20 protein-coding genes are annotated in these 19,493 nt (G+C 65.8%); 8 read left to right on the top strand and 12 right to left on the bottom strand.

Going from position 1 to position 19,493, the window contains the following annotated elements; translation table 11 throughout:
* The first annotated feature begins 224 nt into the window (after positions 1 to 224).
* Both FOC84_RS09740 and FOC84_RS09735 read left to right on the top strand, forming a co-directional pair.
* Complete coding sequence (locus tag FOC84_RS09740) at positions 225 to 962, top strand: SDR family NAD(P)-dependent oxidoreductase (protein WP_013396517.1); 738 nt, start codon at positions 225 to 227, stop codon at positions 960 to 962.
* A 107-nt stretch (positions 963 to 1,069) separates the two neighbouring features.
* A complete protein-coding gene (locus FOC84_RS09735; protein WP_173144238.1) occupies positions 1,070 to 1,816 on the top strand; it encodes a FadR/GntR family transcriptional regulator in 747 nt (248 codons plus the stop codon).
* A gap of 33 nt (positions 1,817 to 1,849) precedes the next feature.
* On the opposite strand, the gene FOC84_RS09730 is transcribed toward FOC84_RS09735, so the two are convergent.
* From FOC84_RS09730 to FOC84_RS09705, 6 genes are all read right to left on the bottom strand, one after another.
* Positions 1,850 to 3,187 carry an NAD(P)H-dependent oxidoreductase gene (locus FOC84_RS09730; RefSeq protein WP_173144237.1) on the bottom strand — a complete coding sequence of 446 codons (1,338 nt, stop codon included), beginning with the start codon at positions 3,185 to 3,187 and terminating at the stop codon, positions 1,850 to 1,852.
* Between the two features lie 71 nt (positions 3,188 to 3,258).
* On the bottom strand, positions 3,259 to 3,819 hold the full coding sequence (locus FOC84_RS09725; RefSeq protein ID WP_173144236.1) for a 5'-3'-deoxyribonucleotidase: 561 nt from the start codon (positions 3,817 to 3,819) through the stop codon (positions 3,259 to 3,261).
* Positions 3,820 to 3,866: 47 nt separating this feature from the next.
* A complete protein-coding gene (thpR, locus tag FOC84_RS09720; RefSeq protein WP_173144235.1) occupies positions 3,867 to 4,397 on the bottom strand; it encodes an RNA 2',3'-cyclic phosphodiesterase in 531 nt (176 codons plus the stop codon).
* A 47-nt stretch (positions 4,398 to 4,444) separates the two neighbouring features.
* Complete coding sequence (cheD, locus tag FOC84_RS09715; protein ID WP_173144234.1) at positions 4,445 to 5,224, bottom strand: chemoreceptor glutamine deamidase CheD; 780 nt, start codon at positions 5,222 to 5,224, stop codon at positions 4,445 to 4,447.
* 286 nt (positions 5,225 to 5,510) lie between these two features.
* Complete coding sequence (locus FOC84_RS09710) at positions 5,511 to 6,419, bottom strand: cell division protein FtsX (RefSeq protein WP_173144233.1); 909 nt, start codon at positions 6,417 to 6,419, stop codon at positions 5,511 to 5,513.
* Positions 6,416 to 7,171, bottom strand: a complete 756-nt coding sequence (locus tag FOC84_RS09705; protein ID WP_173144232.1) for a cell division ATP-binding protein FtsE — start codon at positions 7,169 to 7,171, stop codon at positions 6,416 to 6,418. Before FOC84_RS09705 ends, FOC84_RS09710 begins: the two co-directional genes overlap by 4 nt.
* 289 nt (positions 7,172 to 7,460) lie before the next feature.
* Between FOC84_RS09705 and FOC84_RS09700 the strand changes: the two genes are divergently transcribed.
* The 6 genes from FOC84_RS09700 to FOC84_RS09675 all read left to right on the top strand — a co-directional run bounded on the left by FOC84_RS09700 (position 7,461) and on the right by FOC84_RS09675 (position 13,675).
* Positions 7,461 to 8,477 (top strand): amino acid ABC transporter substrate-binding protein, encoded by a 1,017-nt coding sequence (locus FOC84_RS09700; protein ID WP_173144231.1) that lies wholly within the window; start codon positions 7,461 to 7,463, stop codon positions 8,475 to 8,477.
* Positions 8,478 to 8,607: 130 nt separating this feature from the next.
* Positions 8,608 to 9,798, top strand: coding sequence for an amino acid ABC transporter permease (locus FOC84_RS09695; protein ID WP_173144230.1), 1,191 nt, complete (start codon positions 8,608 to 8,610; stop codon positions 9,796 to 9,798).
* A gap of 1 nt (position 9,799) precedes the next feature.
* On the top strand, positions 9,800 to 10,900 hold the full coding sequence (locus FOC84_RS09690) for an amino acid ABC transporter permease (protein WP_173144229.1): 1,101 nt from the start codon (positions 9,800 to 9,802) through the stop codon (positions 10,898 to 10,900).
* A gap of 60 nt (positions 10,901 to 10,960) precedes the next feature.
* Positions 10,961 to 11,701: an amino acid ABC transporter ATP-binding protein gene (locus FOC84_RS09685; RefSeq protein WP_173144228.1), complete on the top strand. Its 741-nt coding sequence runs from the start codon at positions 10,961 to 10,963 to the stop codon at positions 11,699 to 11,701.
* Between the two features lie 167 nt (positions 11,702 to 11,868).
* Complete coding sequence (locus tag FOC84_RS09680) at positions 11,869 to 12,885, top strand: Bug family tripartite tricarboxylate transporter substrate binding protein (RefSeq protein WP_173144227.1); 1,017 nt, start codon at positions 11,869 to 11,871, stop codon at positions 12,883 to 12,885.
* A 427-nt stretch (positions 12,886 to 13,312) separates the two neighbouring features.
* The gene (locus FOC84_RS09675; RefSeq protein WP_118933914.1) at positions 13,313 to 13,675 is read left to right on the top strand and encodes a glyoxalase superfamily protein; all 363 of its coding nucleotides are present in this window, start codon (positions 13,313 to 13,315) and stop codon (positions 13,673 to 13,675) included.
* Here FOC84_RS09675 and FOC84_RS09670 read toward each other — a convergent pair.
* The 6 genes from FOC84_RS09670 to FOC84_RS09645 all read right to left on the bottom strand — a co-directional run bounded on the left by FOC84_RS09670 (position 13,672) and on the right by FOC84_RS09645 (position 19,481).
* Positions 13,672 to 14,364, bottom strand: a complete 693-nt coding sequence (locus tag FOC84_RS09670; RefSeq protein WP_173144226.1) for an ABC transporter ATP-binding protein — start codon at positions 14,362 to 14,364, stop codon at positions 13,672 to 13,674. The two genes, FOC84_RS09675 and FOC84_RS09670, sit on opposite strands and share 4 nt — an antisense overlap.
* Positions 14,364 to 15,116 carry an ABC transporter ATP-binding protein gene (locus tag FOC84_RS09665; RefSeq protein ID WP_173144225.1) on the bottom strand — a complete coding sequence of 251 codons (753 nt, stop codon included), beginning with the start codon at positions 15,114 to 15,116 and terminating at the stop codon, positions 14,364 to 14,366. Before FOC84_RS09665 ends, FOC84_RS09670 begins: the two co-directional genes overlap by 1 nt.
* Positions 15,109 to 16,077 carry a branched-chain amino acid ABC transporter permease gene (locus FOC84_RS09660; RefSeq protein WP_173144224.1) on the bottom strand — a complete coding sequence of 323 codons (969 nt, stop codon included), beginning with the start codon at positions 16,075 to 16,077 and terminating at the stop codon, positions 15,109 to 15,111. Before FOC84_RS09660 ends, FOC84_RS09665 begins: the two co-directional genes overlap by 8 nt.
* 11 nt (positions 16,078 to 16,088) lie before the next feature.
* Complete coding sequence (locus FOC84_RS09655; RefSeq protein WP_173144223.1) at positions 16,089 to 17,003, bottom strand: branched-chain amino acid ABC transporter permease; 915 nt, start codon at positions 17,001 to 17,003, stop codon at positions 16,089 to 16,091.
* A 61-nt stretch (positions 17,004 to 17,064) separates the two neighbouring features.
* On the bottom strand, positions 17,065 to 18,240 hold the full coding sequence (locus FOC84_RS09650; protein ID WP_173144222.1) for an ABC transporter substrate-binding protein: 1,176 nt from the start codon (positions 18,238 to 18,240) through the stop codon (positions 17,065 to 17,067).
* A gap of 29 nt (positions 18,241 to 18,269) precedes the next feature.
* Positions 18,270 to 19,481, bottom strand: a complete 1,212-nt coding sequence (locus FOC84_RS09645; RefSeq protein ID WP_173144221.1) for a 3-hydroxybenzoate 6-monooxygenase — start codon at positions 19,479 to 19,481, stop codon at positions 18,270 to 18,272.
* Positions 19,482 to 19,493 lie beyond the last annotated feature (12 nt).

Genomic DNA, 19,493 nt, shown 5'->3' with positions numbered 1-19,493 from the left:
TGGGTAGCGGCTTGCCGCTGTGTCGTTCCTGACTCTCTTGCCTGAAAGCGCCAGTTGCTTTACGCTTTCAGAATAAGTTGTCAGGCAACTTTATTAAGTTGTCAGATAAATCATAGGGCAAGCGTTTTTCCCGTGTCAAGCGGCCGTTTCGGGAGTCCAATCGGAATTCCCGCGGCCGCCGGAAAGGCGTTCAACCCGCGTACGAGAGCGCTTCAGGAGACAGAATGATTTCGTTCGAAGGAAAGGTTGCCGCCATCACCGGCGCGGGCAATGGCATCGGTCTGGCGACGGCGCGGCTGATGGCGGCGCATGGCGCCCGGCTGGTGCTGACCGACATCGACAACGCGCGCCTGGAAGAGGTGGCGGCCGAACTGGATCCCAGCGGGCAGCGCGTCTACACGCGCGCGCTGGACGTGTCGGCGTCGGCCGACTGCGAACGCGTGTTCGAGGCGGCGGCCAAGCATTTCGGCGGGCTGGATCATCTGGTGCATTGCGCCGGCATCTACCCGGAGCAACTGGTCAAGGACACCAGCGACGAGGCCTGGCGCACGCTGATGCGCGTCAACCTGGACGGCACTTTCTATGTGTGCCGCGCCGCTCAGCGCCACCTGCGTCACGACGGCTCCATCGTGCTGCTGACCTCGCTGGCGGCCCAGCGCGGCAGCTACGCGCACGCGGCCTACTCCGCGTCCAAGGGCGCGGTGCAGAGCTTCACGCGCAGTCTGGCGCTGGAATTGGCGCCGCAGATCCGCGTGAACGCGGTGGCGCCGGGCATCATCGCCACCTCCATGACCCAGGACCTGATCGGGCAGAAGGGCGCGCAGCTGCTGGAAAGCACGCCGCTGCGCCGCTACGGCACGGCCGAGGAGATCGCGGGTTCCATCGCTTTCCTGTGCTCGCCGCTGGCCGGTTTCGTCACGGGCGAGGTCATGCAGGTCAACGGCGGCATCTATATCGCGTAAAGTCCCAGGATGGCGCGGCTGTCCATGCCGCGGCCAGCCCGCCGGGAATTTCCATAAACAAGAGGCGGCGCGCCTGCGCGCCGCCCGCAAGTTTCCACCCACCGACCATGCAGCCCAACCAAGCACAGGATCCGCCGCGCGCCGCGCCCAAGAGTTCGCTTTCGGCGGCGCTGGGCGACGCGCTGGCGGAGCAGATCCGCCAGGGCGTGCTCGCGCCTGGTGATCGCCTGCCCACGGAAAAGCAGCTGACGGAAACCTATTCGGTCAGCCGCGCCGTCGTGCGCGAAGCGCTGGCGCGCCTGAAGTCCGAAGGCCTGATCACGTCGCAGCAAGGCAGCGGGGTGTTCGTCGATCCGAACTTCCAGAAGAACGCCTTCCGCATCGCCGCGCCCACGCCGGGCGACAACCAGGAACTGGAACACATCCTGGAGCTGATGCTGTCCATCGAAGTCACCGCCGCGCGCTACGCCGCGCAGCGCCGCACCGACGCCGACCTGAAGAAGATGCGCCAGGCGCTGGTGGGCATGGAGTACGCGCTGCTTAATGACAAGCTGGGCGACGAAGAGGACTACCAGTTCCACCATGCCATCGTGCAGGCCACCCATAACCCGCATCTGGTGGCCCTGAACGACTACCTGGAAGCCAATGTGCGGCGGGTCATCCGCAGCGCGCGCAACAACACGGCGCGCAGGTATGCCGAACGCATGGCCGCGGTGCAGAGCGAGCATCAGGCGATTTTCGCCGCCATCGATGCGGGCGATCCGGACGCCGCCGGACGCGCCGCCGACCGGCACCTGCGCAACGCCGCGGATCGCCTGCGCCTGTTCCAGGCGGAGCGGCCGGCGCCGGTCTAGGGCGCCGGGGCTTGCCTGCGCCCCGGACGAGCCCTAGGCGAAGGTCTGCTCCATTTCGCGGCGGAACTGCACCGCCGTGGCGCGGTCGTCGTATTCCACGTCGGCCCAGCGGATCGCCTGGGATTGGCGCACCGGGTTCTTCAGCTTGACCTGGTGCGACAGGCCCAGCGGCAGATAGCCTTCATCCACCGAATCGCGCGCCGGCATCAGCCGGCCGTACACCGTGTAGCCGCCTTCGCCGTCCAGGATCTGCCCTGCCGGCAGGTCGCGCTTGGCGGTGGCGACGACGTCGCCATGCCAGCCGGCGGGCGCGCCGGTGGGTTCGCGCCGCAAGCCGACGCTGGCCACGCTGATGCCCAGCTCCAGCCCGATCAGGTGATAGGGCTTGTACATGGCGGTAAAGTTGCCGCTGGGGTCCGTGACCAGCCCGTACTCCTTGAAGCAGCGGCGCACGTAGTCGCTATCGGCGGCCAGGGTGACGTACACGCCCCAGCGCAGGTCGCGGAATACCGGCCTGCCGTCGCGCTCCAGCGAGGAAATCACCTCGACCTGTCCGCGGTGGTGCAGGATGCCGCCGCTGTCGCGCGGACGCAGCACGCGCGCCAGATCGTCCACGCCGCAAGGCGGAAAATGCAGGCCGGAGGGCGAGGGCAGCAGCCCGGTGGCGTTGGAAACCGCGGCCATCTCGATGGCGCTCTTGGTGCCGTCCAGGAAACTGTTGAACATCTGGGCGTTGAAGTCGCCCGCCGCGACCATTTCGGCGGTGAAGCCGTAATAGGGCCAGACGGTGTCCGGCGTGGACGTATGGAATTCGGGCAGGTACTTGGTGCCCTTGCCCGCGGCCATGACCTCGAAGCCACTGGCGCGCGCCCAGTCCACCATTTCGCAGATCAGGGCCGGCTGGTCGCCGTAGGCCAGCGAATAGACGATGCCGGCTTCGCGCGCGCGCCGCGCCAGCAGGGGGCCGGCCAGCGCGTCGGCCTCGACGTTGACCATGATGATGTGCTTGCCGTATTCGCAGCAGGCCAGCACGTGGCTGATGCCGGCCGCTGCCTGGCCGGTGGCGTCGATGACGATATCGACGTCGGGGCTGGCGATCACGGCGTGGGGGTCGTCGCAGAAGTAGACCTTGCCGTTCTTCAGCGCGTCATTGGTGCTGGCGGCATTGAGCGCGCTGGCGGGCCAGCCGACGCGGGTGAGAGCCGCGCGGGCCCGGTCGGGCACCAGATCGGCGACCGCGACCAGCCTCATCCCCGGCGTGCGCGGGGCCTGGCTCATGAACATCGCGCCGAACTTTCCGGCGCCCAGCAGTGCAACACGCAAAGGCTTGTGGTCGGCTTCCCGCTGCTTCAGAAGACGGTACAGATTCATGGCGCAGGCTCCTCCGGGGTGGGGGGTACAGCAACACAGAATAGTCCCAAATCGCGGCAGCTGAACAGGACTCACGCATCTGCCGTATACAGCTCTCCGGCCAGTACGTTGCGCCAGTTCTTCCAGCTGATGCGGGGGCGGTCCGAGACCTCGCGGTTGTAGGGGGCGTCGAACAGGATGTGCTTCCAGCGCGGCTTGACCGCGCCTTCGATCAGGGGCTTGTCGTCGATAAGCAGATGGCCCTGCACCAGCGTCTTGTCCTTGGTCAGGATCAGCCGGTTGGTGGCTTCGCGCCCCAGGTGCTTTTCCACCCACAGATACTTTTCCGCCACGCAATTCTCGAACTGCGACAGGGGCGAGGAGCAGATGCGCACGTCCATGCCCAGCGCCAGCAGTTCCTTCACGGCTTCCAGCGCGCCGGGCACCGGCGGCAGGTCGCGGATGAAGCCGGGCGCCGTGTAGATGGCTTCGGCCATGCCGCGCAGCTCGGGGGCGTAGTCCTGGCGGATGTAGAAAGACTTGCGGTCCTCGAACGCCACGGGCGGTATGTCCGGATGGCGCGCGCGCCAGGCGTCGATGAAGGCGTGTTCGAAGTCGGCGAGCACGCCGTCTTGGTCCAGCAGGATGATCATGGCGATCCCGGAGGGTGGCAACCGGCTGATTGTGCCAGAGCGGGAGGTCAGGAGTTTTGCGGCCGGGACTGCGCCACGATGCGGTAACGGCTGCCGCCAGAAAGCGATTCGGAGGCGACCAGCACCATGCGGTCGTAGCGCCAGGGCAGGGAAGCGGGCGCTTCGGCGGGCGGGCTGGCGTGTTCGATGTTGCGCAGCAGGGTGACGTGCGGGCGGAAGGGTTGTGGCGGCGCGGCCAGGCCGAAGCCGGACAGCCACAGCCAGAGTTCGTCGTGGGCGGCTTGCAGGCCCGCGGGGGTGTCGCCAGGGCCGGCCCACAGGATGCGCTGGCGGCCAAAGACGCCGTAGCGGTCCAGCAGGACGTCTTCGGGGGCGAGGCGGCGTTCGGGAGTCGCCGCGGCCAGCTCGTCGGCGAGCGCCGAGTCCACCGGCCCCAGGAACGCCAGGGTCAGGTGCAGGGTTTCCGTGCGCATGGTCCGTCCGCCGCAAGCGGGACGCGCCAGTTCCGCCCAGGTCGCGAGCTGCGCCGCCAGCGAGGGGGCGGGCCACAAGGCGTAGAACAGGCGGACGGTGGACATGCGCTGATTGTAGGGGCGCATCCGCCGCAATGCGCGTGCGGACCGGTTCAGTCGCCGGCGGTCTCGGTGCGGCGCGGGCGGGTCAGGGCGGTGTCGAAGCGTTCCACGCCGGGACGGGCTGGACGGTCGAGGCGTTCCACGCCGGGACGGGCCGGACGGTCGAAGCGTTCCACGCCAGGGCGGGCCGGACGGTCGAAACGCTCCACGCCGGGCCGGGTGAAGCGCTCGATGCGCTGCGGGCTTTCGGTCTTGGCCTGCACGCTCTGGGCGGCGGCCTGTTCGCGCTTGGCGATGATTTCCTCGGCGCGCTGGTGGTGCGGCGCCATCTTGCGGACCATTACCCGGCCATCGCGCGGGAAGTAGTTGATGCGGCGCGCGTGCACGTCGCCCAGGTCCTGCGCCTTGACGGGAATGCCTTCGGTTCTGAGGTAGTTCAACACGAACTCGCCGTTGCGCTCGCCGATGTTCATCTGCTGCATGGCGGACAGCACGGCGCCGCCGCCGAACACCTTGGCTTCGAGCCGGTCGCGCACCGCGCCGGCCTTCAGCAGCTCGTTGATCAGCACTTCCATGGCGAAGGCGCCATAGCGCATGGTGGCCGATGCGGGCGACTGCATATCGCCTTCCGGCAACATGAAATGGTTCATGCCGCCCACGCCAATGACCGGGTCGTGGATACAGGCGGCGACGCAAGACCCCAGGACGGTGGAGATCATCAGGTCTTCGTTGGTGACGTAGTACTCGTTGGGCAGTACTTTCACCGCCTGACACTGAAACGCGCTGTCGAAATAGTGGCGCGTCGCACGGGCTTCAAGACGGGCGGCCATGGGACTCGATTAAGGGCAAGAACAACGATTGGGACACGAAGTTGGCAGCTCGGGAAAACAGGTATGTATCAAAATATGTAAGAAAATGTCGCTTTATTCTTGCATACTCAAGCTTCCAGCGGGTGAATTGCTATGTAACGGACGCCGTAATTCGTCCTGATTTTTACCGTCCGACGCCCGCAGCCGCCCGCTGGCAGGCCTGCAAGCATCCTACACAGGCGGGCGCAAGCCGTTCCCCGGATCACGGGGAGGAAGGGGCGTTATACGGAGCTTTAGGCGACGCGCGTCAGAAGCGCGTGCTGCGGGTGACCGACCAGCGCGCCGACAGCGCGCCCAGGGCGGCAGACGCCACCACGGCGCCGACCAGCACGGCCGGGCCGGGCAGGTGCAGGGCGAATTCGGCCCCGTAGCTGCGGGCCAGTCCCACCAGGGCATCGTTCAGCGGCGACAGGGCGACCGCCGCCACGCCGATGGCCAGGAGCGACGCCACCGCGCCCGACAGCGCGCCCAGGTAGAGGAAGGGACGGCGCACGAAGGATTCCGTGGCGCCCACCAGCCGCGCCACGCCGATTTCCTCGCGTTGCGAGAGTGCCTGCATGCGCACGGTGTTGAAGACCGTCGCCAGCACCACCACCGCCACGCAGGCGGCCAGGAAGGCCAGGCCGATGCGGGCAAAGCGCAGGATCGCCTCCAGGCGCTGTACCCAGGCGCTGTCCAGCTGCACCAGGTCGACGTGGTTCCATTGTTTCCAGGACCCGGCCAGCTTGTCGGCCCGGCCGGCGAGGTTGTCGCCGTCGGCCAGCGTGACCACCACCGCGTCCGGCAGCGGATTGCCCGGCAGCACGGCCAGCGCCTGTTGCCACGCGGGGTTGGCGCGCAGATCGGCCAGGGCGTCCTCGCGGCCCACCACGCGCACGGCGCGGATGTCGTCCTTGTATTCGTCCTGGATGCGCTTGGCCACGTCCGCGGCGGCGCCCGAGGGGGCGTCCACGCGCATGAAGACGGTGACTTCGGGGGTGACCGACATCTCGCGCGCCACCGGCTGGACCGAGACCAGGATGGCGCTGCCCAGCAACGGCAGGGCCAGGGCCAGGGCCATGACCAGCAGGTTGGCCAGCGACGAGAACGGTTGCTTGATCAGTCGGCGCAGGGTGACCAGCAGGGCGTAGCGGTGTTGCCGCAGCCAGGCGTTCATGCGGATTCTCCCGGGTAGCTCCGGCCGGGCGCGGCGCCCGGCTGTCCGCTGCCGGGTTGCCCCGCGCCAGCCTCGGGCTGCGGCGTCCCGGAGCCCTGGGAGTCGGCGAATTTGCCCGGGTCGATGCGCAAGGTGCGGGTGGCGTAGCGCGCCATGAGGTCCTGGTCGTGCGAGGCGATCAGCGTGGTCACGCCGACGCGGTTGAAGTCGCGGAACACATTCATGATGCGCTGCGCGTTGTCGTGGTCGAGGTTGGCGGTGGGCTCGTCGGCGATCAGGATGGCGGGCCGGTTCACGATGGCCCGCGCGATCGCCAGGCGCTGCTGTTCGCCGCCGGACAGCTCGATCGGATTCAGGTCTTCCTTGCCGGACAGCCCCACCTTGTCCAGGGCGGCGCGGGCGCGCGCCGCGGCCGAGTTCCAGGCATGGCCGGTGACCGCCAGCGGCAGCATGACATTTTCGAACGCGCTGCGATCGAACAGCAGGTGCGTGTCCTGCAGGATGACGCCCACGGCGCGGCGCAGGTATGGCCGGGCACGGCTGGGCAGCTTGTCCAGCCGCTGGCCGTTGACCTGGATCGATCCCCGGCTGGCGGGCTCCAGCCCGCCGATCAGCTTGAGCAAAGTGGACTTGCCGGCGCCGGACGGCCCGGATACGAAAACGAACTCTCCCGCGCTCACGCGGAAGTTGATGTCGGCCAGGATATTGCGGCCGCGACCATATGATTTGAATACGTGCTGGAATTCGATCATGGCGGCTGTCAGATGAAGCCGCAATAGTAACTCGGGGACAGTAAGGTGGCCTACACCGTGGGGAGGATGCGCGGATAAGCCATCCGGCGCAACCCGTCCGGGGGCGCTTGAGCGCGCTCAAAAAGTGTCCCCTTTTTACCGGTGAACAGCGTTTCATTTCATCCAGTGTCCCTATATTTCAAGGGAATTCCCGGATGCGCCGCGAGCGGCGCGGACGCTACCATCCGCCCCATACGTGGGCCCAACCCGGCCCGCGTGAACATTCGCTTTATCCCACACGGAGAACACGATGAAAGTATTGAAACTCGCTGCGATCGGCGCTGCTTTGTTCGCTGCATCGGCAGCAGCCAATGCGGGCGCAACCTTCGAAAACGTCAAGAAAAAAGGGTTTGTCCAGTGCGGGGTTTCGACGGGCATTCCGGGGTTCTCCATCGCTGACAGCAAGGGCGAATACAAGGGCATCGACGTGGACCTGTGCCGCGCCATCGCCTCGACCATGTTCGGCGACGCCACCAAGGTCAAGTTCACCCCGCTGAACACGCAACAGCGCTTCACCGCCCTGCAGTCGGGCGAAGTGGACGTGCTCACCCGCAACACCACCGTCACGCTGACGCGCGACACGACGCTGGGCCTGATCGGCGTGGGCGTGAACTACTACGACAGCCAGGGCGTCATGGTCTCCAAGGACCTGAACGTCAAGAGCGCCAAGGAACTGAACGGCGCCACCATCTGCGTGCAGCCCGGCACCACCACCGAGCTGAACCTGGCTGACTGGTTCCGTGGCCAGAAGATCGAATTCAAGCCCGTCGTGATCGACAAGTACGACGAAATCATCCGCGCCTTCTCGGCCGGCCGCTGCGACGCCTTCACCACCGACAAGTCGCAACTGGCCTCCACCCGCACCACGCTCGAGAACCCGGACAAGTTCGTCATCCTGCCGGAAGACTTCTCCAAGGAGCCGCTGGGCCCCATGGTCCGCCAGGGCGACGAGCAATGGTTCAACATCGTGCGCTGGTCGCTCAACGCCATGCTCGAAGCCGAGGAATACGGCATCACCAAGGCCAACGTCGATGAAATGGCCAAGAGCCCCAATCCCAACATTCAGCGCATCCTGGGCGTGACCCCGGGCATGGGCAAGAACCTGGGCGTGGATGACAAGTGGGCCTACAACATCATCAAGAACGTGGGCAACTACGGCGAAAGCTTCGAAAACACGCTGGGCAAGAACAGCGCGATGAAGCTGGAGCGCGGTCTTAACGCTTCCTACAAGCAAGGTGGCTTGATGTACGGCTGGCCGGTGCGCTAACACACGGCTGCCTGGAAAAACGGAGCCCGGCGCTCCGTTTTTCCTCTCCCGCCTGCGGGCGGGTGGCAGGAGTGGGTGGCGCGGCCCTACCGGCTTCGCCGCCCGGTGTCCGACTTCTGTAGATTCACTCATGAATACTCCCAATAAAAGCGCGCCCGCATCGGCACCCCCCCGGCGTCTGAACTGGAACGATCCCGGCGTACGCTCCGTGGTCTACCAGGTTCTGGCGTTGGCCGCGGTGGCCTGGGCCGTGTGGTTCCTGGTTTCAAACACGCTGCACAACCTGTCCGTGCGCAACATCGCCACGGGCTTCGGCTTCCTGGACCGCGAGGCCGGTTTCGCGATCGGCGAAACGCCCATCGCCTACAGCCCCTCCGACACCTACGGCCGCGCCATCCTGGTCGGCCTGCTCAACACGCTGCGCGTGGCCGTCATCGGCATTGTGCTGGCGACGATCCTCGGCACGCTCATTGGCATCGGCCGCTTGTCCAAGAACTGGCTGGTCGCCAAGATCACCTCGGTCTACGTCGAAGTGATGCGCAACGTGCCGCTGCTGCTGCAGCTGTTCTTCTGGTACGCGCTGATCACGGAAAACATGCCGGGCCCGCGCCAGGCGCACAATCCGCTGCCAGGCGTGTTCATCTCCAACCGCGGGCTTAAAGTTCCAGGCCTGGAAGGCTATTCGCTGGACTGGATGCTGGGCGGACTGGGCCTGGCCATCGTTGCGATCATCTTCCTGGGCCACTGGGGCAAGAAGCGCCAGGAGCAGACCGGCCGCGTGTTCCCGCTGGGCCGTGCGGCCATCGGCCTGCTCATCGCTTTTCCCATCGTCGGCTGGCTGGTCAGCGGCGCCTCGCTGACCCTGGACATGCCGGAGCTCAAGGGCTTCAACTTCTCGGGCGGCCTGACGCTGTCGCCGGAATTCGCCGCCTTGCTGGCGGGCCTGGTGATCTACACCTCGGCGTTCATTGCCGAAGTGGTGCGCTCGGGCATCCAGGCGGTCAATACGGGCCAATGGGAAGCCGCGGGTTCGCTGGGCCTGCGCCGCAAGCAGGTGCTGCGCCTGGTGGTGCTGCCCCAGGCGCTGCGCGTGATCATCCCGCCGATGACCAGCCAGTACCTGAACTTGACCAAGAACAGTTCGCTGGCCGTGGCCATCGGTTACCCCGACATCGTGTCGGTGGTGAACACCACGCTGAACCAGACTGGGCAGGCGATCGAGGGCATTCTGATCATCATGGGCGCCTACCTCACGGTCAGCCTGTCGATTTCGATATTCATGAACTGGTACAACAAGCGCATCGCGCTGGTGGAGCGTTGATATGAGCAGCACTTCGCATATCCCCGCCGAAGGCCTGCCGCCGCCCAGCACCCATGTGGGGCTCTGGGCCTGGATCAAGTCGCGCCTGTTCTCGTCACCGCTGAACATCCTCATCACGGTGCTGGTGGCCTGGTTCCTGCTGATGGCGGTGCCGGCGCTGGTGGAATGGGCCTTCATCAAGGCGAATTTCTCCGCGACCAACGCGCAGGAGTGCCGCGCTTCCGGCGGCGCCTGCTGGGCGTTCATCATCGAGAAGCACCGGCTGATCCTGTTCGGCACCTATCCGTTCGACGAGCAATGGCGTCCGCTGATCGCGACCGTCATCCTGGTCGCGGTGATCGTGTGCAGCGGCATCCGCCGCTTCTGGAACTGGAAGCTCGCCGTCATCTGGACCGTGGGCTTGACGGCCGTGGCGCTCCTGATGTGGGGCGGCGTGTTCGGCCTGACCTACGTGGAAAACGCACGCTGGGGCGGCCTGCCGCTGACGCTGATCCTGTCCACGTTCGGCATTGCCTTCGCGTTTCCCATCGGCGTGCTGCTGGCCCTGGGCCGGCGCTCCAAGATGCCCGCCATCAAGGCGCTGTGCGTTGTGTACATCGAGCTGATCCGCGGCGTGCCGCTGATCAGCCTGCTGTTCATGTCCTCGGTGATGCTGCCGCTGTTCCTGCCGGAAGGCTTCTCCATCGACAAGCTGCTGCGCGCGCAGATCGCGATCATCATGTTCGCGGCGGCGTATATCGCCGAAACGGTGCGGGGCGGCTTGCAGGCGATTCCCAAGGGCCAGTACGAGGGCGCGGATTCGCTGGGCCTGAACTACTGGCAGCAGATGCGCAAGATCATCCTGCCGCAGGCGCTGAAGATCGTGATTCCGCCGCTGGTCAGCATCTTCATCGCGCTGTTCAAGGACACCTCGCTGGTGGTGATCATCGGCATCTTCGACCTGACGCTGGCGGCCAAGGCGGCTTTGTCCGACGCGGCATGGCGCGGATTCGGGGTGGAGGCGTACCTGTTCATATCGCTCATCTACTTTGTCTTCTGCTTCTCCATGTCCAAGTACAGCCAGTCGCTGGAAAAGCGCCTGGCCACGGGACACGCACGCTAGAACTTTGCAGCGCGTCCGCCCTGGGCGGGCGCGCATCGCGATACTTACGGGAGTACAGGCATGTCTGATGCCATCATCAAACTGCAGGACGTGAACAAGTGGTACGGCCAGTTCCACGTGCTGCGCAATATCAACCTGGACGTCGCGCCGGGTGAACGCATCGTGGTGTGCGGGCCGTCGGGCTCGGGCAAGTCCACCATGATCCGTTGCATCAACCGCCTGGAAGAGCACCAGAAGGGCCACATCATCGTGGACGGCACCGAGCTCACCAACGACCTCAAGCACATCGAGACCATCCGCAAGGACGTCGGCATGGTGTTCCAGCACTTCAACCTGTTCCCGCACCTGACGGTGCTGGAGAACCTGACGCTGGGCCCCATGTGGGTGCTGAAGAAGCCGCGCGCCGAAGCCGAGGCCACGGCCATGAAGTACCTGGAGCGCGTGCGCATTCCGGATCAGGCCAAGAAATTCCCCGGCCAGTTGTCGGGCGGCCAGCAGCAGCGCGTGGCGATCGCGCGTTCGTTGTGCATGAGCCCCAAGATCATGCTGTTCGATGAGCCGACTTCCGCGCTGGACCCGGAAATGGTCAAGGAAGTGCTGGATGTGATGGTCACCCTGGCCCAGGAAAGCGGCATGACGATGATTTGCGTGACCCACGAAATGGGCTTCGCGCGCAAGGTCGCCAACCGCGTGATCTTCATGGACCGCGGCGAAATCATTGAACAGAACAGCCCGGACGAGTTCTTCGACAATCCGCAGAACGAGCGGACCAAGCTGTTCCTGAGCCAGATCCTGCACTGACCCCCTCAAACCGCCTACGGGCGGTTTTTTCTTGGGGCGGCGAGTTGTCGCCGCGGACGCAGCGGCGGGAACAGCCGGCGGTTCTGCTGGTATCTCTTTGTTACGCCTTATTCCTCGCTGCGGTATGCTACTGACCGCTATTGATCCGAAGCGAGGAGAACAACATCATGACGCAGACCCCCCGCCGCGCTGTGCGCCGCGCCCTGTTGCAAGGCGCCGTTGCGCTGGCCGCCACCCTGCCTTTCGGCGCGCCTGTGCTGGCCCAGGCTACCGATTTCCCGACCAAGCCGCTGCGCTTTGTCGTGCCTTACCCGCCCGGCGGCCCGCTGGACACCATGGCCCGCATGCTGGCCGAGAAGGTGCGCGGCTCGCTGGGGCAGCCGGTCATCGTGGAAAACCGTTCGGGCGCGGGCGGCAATATCGGCGCCGACCTGGTGGCCAAGGCGCCGGCCGACGGCTACACGCTGGTGATGGGCGCGGTCGCGACCCACGCCATCAATCCGTGGCTGTTCGCCAATCTGCCGTATGACCCGGTGAAGGACTTCGCGCCGGTGACCATCGTGGCCTCGGTGCCCAATGTGCTGGTGATGAACGTCGAGTTCGCCGAGAAGAACAAGATCGAGAAGCTGGCCGATCTGATCGACTACGCGAAGAAGAACCCGGGCAAGCTGAACTACGGTTCGGGCGGGAATGGCAGCGCCGGGCATTTGTCGGGCGAGCTGCTGAAGGTGCGTGCGGGCATCAATGTCGAGCACATTCCTTATCAAGGCGCGGCGCCTGCGCAGTTGGCGCTGCTGTCTGGCCAGTCGGACTTCATGTTCGACAACCTGGCGGCTTCGGCGCCGCTGATCAAGGACGGCAAGGTCAAGGCGTTGGCCGTGACCACCGCCAAGCGTTCTTCGCTGCTGGCGGATGTGCCTACGGTGGAAGAGTCGGGGATCAAGGGCTTTGACCTGGGGACCTGGTTCGGGGTGTTCACGACGGGCGGCACGCCGGCGCCGGTGGTGGCGAAGCTGAACAAGGCATACTCGGATGCGATGCAGCAGGCGGATGTGAAGCAGCGCTTGCTGACGATGGGGTCTGAGGCTGCGCCGATGACGCCTGAGGCGTTTGCTGAGTTTGTGAAGGGTGAGAAGGCGAAGTATCAGGAGATTGTGAAGATCTCGGGTGCTAGTTTGAATTGATCGGTTTTTGTTGATGGGCGTCGTTGGTTCTTAAGACGCCCGTCGCGTCGGTGGCCCGCGGTGCGCGGGGCAACGATTGCGGTCCGGAGCGTTCGCTCCGGACTTCCCCTTCGTCATCTTCGTCACCGCCTGCGGCGGTTCCTTCAGATTCCCTCGGGCTTATCGACGCCCCGCACACCGCGGGCCGCCGACGCGACGGGCTCTGGCTGTTGAAACTTGACGTCAGCTGGGGCGATTGGGGTTCTTCTGGTTCTTGCCGACATCTGTGTGGGGTGGCGTGTCTTGCGGGGCCCGCCCCAGGCCGGCCGCGCGGGCGGCCTTTTGGGGCTTACGCGGTGTCTTGCGTCGTGATGGTGTGCGCTTTGCGCTTTGCGGTGCGTCTCGTGGTCTATGCTGAGCGTCCTTGCTTTTTTTCTCTGGGGCCGTCATGCACCTGCAAGCAGCCATTCCCATCCTGCGCATTTTCTCCGTGGAGAAGGCGCGGGAGTTCTATCTGGATTTCCTGGGGTTCGAGTGGGACTGGGAGCATCGCTTCGAGCCTGGCATGCCGCTGTACGCGCAAGTGCATCGCGGTGACCTGGTGCTGCACCTGAGCGAGCACCACGGCGACGCCACGCCCGGATCCGCGGTGTTCGTGCGGATGCGGGGCGTGGACGAGTTCCAGGCCGAGGTGAACGCCAAGGGCTATGGCTATATGCGGCCGGGCGTGGAAGAGATGCCGTGGGGGAGGGTGATGGCGGTCATCGATCCGTTCGGCAATCGGCTGAGCTTCTGCGAATCATCCGATTAGACGCCCAAGTATCGCTGCGCCAGCTCCGGCTGCGCGGCGAGTTCCGCGGGGCTGCCTTGCCAGACCACGCGGCCTTTTTCCAGGACGTGGTGGCGGTCGACGAGAGTCGCCATTTCCTTCAGGTTCTTGTCTATCACCAGGATGGTCTGGCCTTCTTCCTTCAGGCGGCGCAGGCAGTTCCAGATTTCGTGGCGGATCAGTGGCGCCAGGCCTTCGGTGGCTTCGTCCAGGATGAGCAGGCGCGGGTTGATGAGGAGCGCGCGGCCGACGGCGAGCATTTGCTGTTCGCCGCCGGACAGGGTGCGGGCGGATTGGGCGCGGCGTTCCTTCAAGCGGGGGAACAGGTCGAAGACGCGGCCCACGTGCCAGCCGGCGCGGGTGTTGCGGGCGGTGGCGATCAGGTTTTCTTCGACTGACAGCGAGCCGAAGACGCGGCGGCCTTCGGGTACCAGGCCTATGCCCAGCTGGGCGATGCGGTGCGGCGCCTGGCCTGCTATGGGCTGGCCGTCGAGCAGGATGCTGCCGTCCTGCGCGGGCAGCATGCCCATGATGGTTTTCACGGTGGTGGTCTTGCCCATGCCGTTGCGGCCGATCAGGGACACGACCTGGCTGGCGGCGATGTCCAGGTCCACGCCGAACAGCACTTTGCTGGCGCCGTAGCCGGCCTGTAGTTGCTTGAGTTGCAGCATCAGTCCTCCTCGCCCAGATAGGCGGCGCGCACGTCGGGGTGGCGGCGCACCTCGTCGGGCGTGCCGGTGAAGATGGTCTTGCCGTAGACCAGCACGGTGATGCGGTCGGCCAGGGCGAAGACGGCGTCCATGTCGTGTTCGACCAGCAGGATGGCGTAGCGGCCCTTCAGTTCCTGCAGCAGCGAGGTCATGCGTTGCGATTCCTCGGCGCCCATGCCGGCCATGGGTTCGTCCAGCAAGAGCAGCGATGCGTCCAGCGACAGCGCCATCGCCAGTTCCAGTTGCCGTTTTTCGCCATGGGCCAGTTCCGATACGCGCACGTGGGCGCGCTCGCCCAGGCCTACGCGTTCCAGCGCCTGTCGGGCGGGCTGGCGCAGCTGTGGCAGGCGGCGGGCGCTTTTCCACAGGTTGAAGCCGCCGGGGCTGTGCGCCTGCACCGCCATGGCGACGTTGTCCTCGGCGCTGAAGGCGGGGTAGAGCTGGCTGATCTGGAACGAGCGCGCCAGCCCGGCCGCGGGCCTCTTGTGGGCGGGCATGCGGGTGATGTCGCGGCCGTCCAGCAGGATGCCGCCCGCGTCCGGCAGGATTTCGCCGCTGATCTGCGACAGCAGCGTGGTCTTGCCCGCGCCGTTGGGGCCGATGAGCGCATGCAGTTCGCCGGGACGGACTTGCAGGTTGACGCCTTGGGTCGCGCGCACGGCGCCGAAGGATTTCTGCAGGTCGCGGATTTCCAGCTTGGGATGATCAGTCATGATGCTTGCCTCCCACCAGCCAGCCATAGACGCCGCGCTTGCCGAACAGCACCACCAGCACCAGCACCGGTCCCAGGATCAGCATCCAGTGTTCGGTCCACGCGGTGGCGACCTGTTCCAGGCCCAGGTACACGGCCACGCCCAGCACGGGGCCGAAGATCGAGCCCATGCCGCCCAGGATCACCATGGCCATGAGTTCGCCGGACTTTTGCCAGGCCGACATGTCGGGGCTGACGAAGAGGGCGTAGTTGGCCCACAGCGCGCCCGCCAGGCCGGTGCCCGCGGCTGACAGCACGAAGGCGGTCAGCCGGTAGCGCAGTGGCGCGAGGCCCAGGCCGATGCTGCGGCGTGGATTCTGCTTGATGCTCTGCAGCGCCATGCCGAAGGGCGAGTTGACGATGCGGCGGCATGCCAGCACCCAGGCCGTCATGAGCGCCAGGCAGACGTAATAGAACGTCGTCGGGTTGTTCACGTCCAGGCCGGGCAGGGTGTTGCGCGCATCGATGGACAGGCCGTCGTCGCCGCCATAGACCATCAGGCCGACCAGGATGAAGTACAGCATCTGCCCAAACGCCAGCATGATCATGATGAACTGCACGCCCGAGGTGCGCAGCGAAAGGAAGCCCACCACCAGGCCAGCTAGCGCGGCGGCAGCGATGGCCAGCGGCCACATCACCAGCGCGGCGTTGCTGCCGCTCCAGCCGAACAGCGCGTCGCCCTGCGCCAGGTGGAAGCCCGCGATGCCGATCACGTAACCGCCCAGTCCGAAGAAGGCGGCATGGCCGAAGCTGACCATGGCGCCGTAGCCCAGGATCAGGTCCAGGCTGACGGCGGCGATGGCGTAGATGAGAAAGCGGGTCATCAGATTGATCAGGAAGCTCTCGCCGGTGGCCGATGCGATGGCCGGCACCAGCACGAACAGCAGCAGTCCGATCGTGTTGACGATGGTTTTTCTGGTCATGGATATCGTTCCTATCGCTGCGCGGGCACCAGGCCGCGCGGCTTGAACAGCAGCACGATGGCCATCAGGATGTAGATGCTGGCCGAGACCAGGCTGGAGCTTGCCGAATCCGACAGCTGCGGCGGCAGCAGCTGCGACATCCAGAAGGGGATGTAGGCGCGTCCCAGCGCATCGGTCATGCCTATCATCAGCGAACCCACCAGCGCGCCGCGCACCGAGCCCACGCCGCCCACCACGATGACCACGAAGGTGGTGATCAGGATGCGTTCGCCCATGCCGATTTCCACCGCCAGGAGCGGCGCGGCCATCACGCCGGCAAAGCCGCAGAGCAGGGCGCCCAACGTGAAGATCAGCGTGAACAGGCGCTGGATGTTCACGCCCAGCGCGTCGACCATTTCACCGTCGTCGGCGCCCGCGCGCACCAGCATGCCGACGCGGGTGCGCGAGATCAGCAGCCACAGTCCCACGGCCACCAGCACGCCGGCGCCGATGAAGGCCAGCCGCATGAGGGGATAGTTCAGGCCGGGCAGGATCTCCACGGAACCCGACAGGAAGGGCGGGATGTCCATGAAGGGCGGGCTGCGGCCGAACAGCACCGTCACCATTTCGTTGGTGAACAAGGTCAGACCCAGCGTGGCCAGTACCTGGTCCAGGTGGTCGCGGCGGTACAGATGGCGGATTACCAGCAGTTCCACCACCAGGCCGTAGATCGCCGCGCCCGCCAGCGCCGCCAGCAGCGCCGCGGCGAAGGAACCAGTGGCGGCGGCCGCGCTGGCGGCGCAGAACGCGCCCACCATGTAGAACGAGCCGTGCGTCAGGTTGATGACGTTCATGATGCCGAACACCAGCGTCAAGCCGGCCGACAACAGGAACAGCAATGCGCTGTACTGCAGGCCGTTCAGGACCTGCTCCAGGAACATCAGCATGGGGACTCCTTGTGGAGTGGGTCCGGCGGACTGCGCGCAATCCGCCGGACGCGGTGCAGATTTACATCTTGCAGTCGGCGGCGTGCACGTCGGTATGGTCGCGGGCGATGACCTTCAGGTTCTTGTAGACCAGCTTGCCATCGGGGCCGGCCTCGATGTGCAGCAGATACCAGTCCTGGATCGGATGCTGGTTGGGGCCGAACTTGAACTTGCCGCGCACGCTGGGGAAGTCGGCGCGGCGCAGCGCGTTGCGGAAATCGTCGGCGCGGCCGGTGATGTCGCCGTTCACGGCTTTCAACGCGGAGCCGATCAGGTTGGCGGTGTCGTAGGCCTGTGCCGCGTAGGCGGTGGGTGCGCGGTTGTAGGCCTTGGTGAAGGCGTCGACGAAATGCTTGCTCTGTGCATTGTCCAGGTCGGCGCTCCACAGCGAACTCAGGTAGAAGCCCTTGCCGGCGTTACCGGTCGCGGCCAGCATGCGGTCGTCCATCGAGTAGATGGGCGTGATCATGCGGATCTTGTCGGCCAGGCCGGAGTTGGCGAATTGCTTGGTCAGGTTGATGCCGGCGCCGCCGGGATGGAACTGGAAGATGGCGTCGGGGTTGAGTGAGCGGATGCGCGCCAGTTCCACCGAGAAGTCGGCCTGCTCCAGCTTGGTGTAGATCTCGTCGGCGATCTCGCCCTTGTAGGTACGCTTGAAGCCAGCCACCGCATCGCGTCCAGCCTGGTAGTTGGGCGCCATGATGACCACGCGCTTGGCCCCCAGCTCATTGGCCGCCAGGCCGGCGGTGTCGGCGTAGGAATCGTTCTGGAACGCCACGGCGAAGTAGTTCGGGTTGCAGGCCTTGCCGGCGTAGTTGGAGGGGCCTGCGTTCAGGCTGACGTAGAAGGCGCCTGCGTTCAGCACGGTCGGGCCCACGGCCGCCATGACGTTGGAGAAGTTGATGCCGGTGAACAGCCGCACGCCGCCCTGCACCATCTTGTCGGCGATCTGTTTGGCGTTGGCGGGCTTGAGCGCGTCGTCCTCCACGCGCACGTTGACCGGCACGCCGCCCAGCTTGCCGCCGCCTTCCTTCACCGCCAGCATGAAGGCGTCGCGCTCGTCTTCGCCGATGTAGCCGGCGGGCGTGGACAGCGTGCCGATGAAGCCGATGTCGACCGGCTTCTGCTGCGCGCCGGCCGCGAACGTGGCCAGCGCAAGCATGAAGGCGGCGGTGCCGCGGATTGCGGTTTTTCTCATGATTGTCTCCTTGGGTGCCTGCATTTTTTCTATTGAGAGGAATGCCCCGCGAGGCAGTTTTCCGCCTTCCAGCCGTACAGCCACTGCAACGCGTCGTAGAACTGGGACTGGCTGCGGCCGGTCCACAGCATGTTGCGCACGGTGCGTTCGACGCCCCGCGCGTGATAGAGCCTGCCCATCTCCCGCGTCGACCACACCACCCGCGCGCTGCGCGGGATGCGGACCGATTCGTACAGGCGGAACGCGGCCTCCAGGTCGTGGCCGCACTGCCTGACGGCCTCGCCCAATGTCACCGCGTCCTCCAGCGCCATGCAGGCGCCCTGAGCCATGTATTGCGTCATGGGATGGGCGGCATCGCCCAGGATGGTGACGCGGCCTTGGCCCCAGCGCTCCACGGGTTCGCGGTCGGCGGTGGCCCAGCGCTTCCAGGACGTGGGGCGGTCCAGCATCTGGTGCGGACGCGGGTGTATGCCCTGGAAGTAGGACAGCACCTCTTCCTTGCTGCCTTCCCGCACGCCCCATTCTTCCTGTTCGCGGCTGTGGAAGGTCACCACCAAGTTGTATTGCTGGCCGCCGCGCAAGGGGTAGTGCACCAGATGGCAGTGGGGGCCGGCCCACAGCACCGGTGCGTTGATGCGCAGTTCCTCGGGCATGTTTTCGCGCTCGACCACGGCGCGGTACACCACGTGGCCGGTCACGCGCGCGGGGTCGCCCACCATGCTTTCGCGGATCACGGACTTCACGCCGTCCGCGCCCACCACCGCGTCGGCGCGGTAGCGATTGCCCTGCGTGTCCACGACTTCGACGCCCTTGTCGTCCTGCGACATGGAGGCGATCTGGGTGGAGGTGCGGAAGCTGATCAGCGGATTCTGCTGCACGGCTTCGAGGATGGACAGATGGATGTCGGCGCGATGGATCACGGCGTAGGGGCCGCCGAAGCGCGCGCGAAAGGCCTCGCCGGTATCGATGCGCACCACTTCCTTGGCGTCGACCGCGTCCATCATGATGATGTGGTCGGTGAACACGGCGCGGCCGCGCGCGGTCTGGCCCACGCCCAGGGCGTCAAGCGCCGCGAAAGCGTTGGGGCCTAGCTGGATGCCGGCGCCGATCTCGCCGATGTGCGCGGCCTGCTCCAAAAGCTGCACCGCGATGCCTTGCCGGGTCAGCGCCAGCGCCGCGGCCAGGCCGCCGATGCCGCCGCCCACCACGATCACGGACTTTCCTGTTTGCGTTGCGTTCATGTGTGGCCTCCG

This window comes from Achromobacter pestifer, from assembly GCF_013267355.1.
Lineage (GTDB): Bacteria > Pseudomonadota > Gammaproteobacteria > Burkholderiales > Burkholderiaceae_B > Achromobacter > Achromobacter pestifer_A.
Note: the sequence above shows the minus strand (reverse complement) of the source record. Positions and strands in the feature narration are given on the sequence as shown.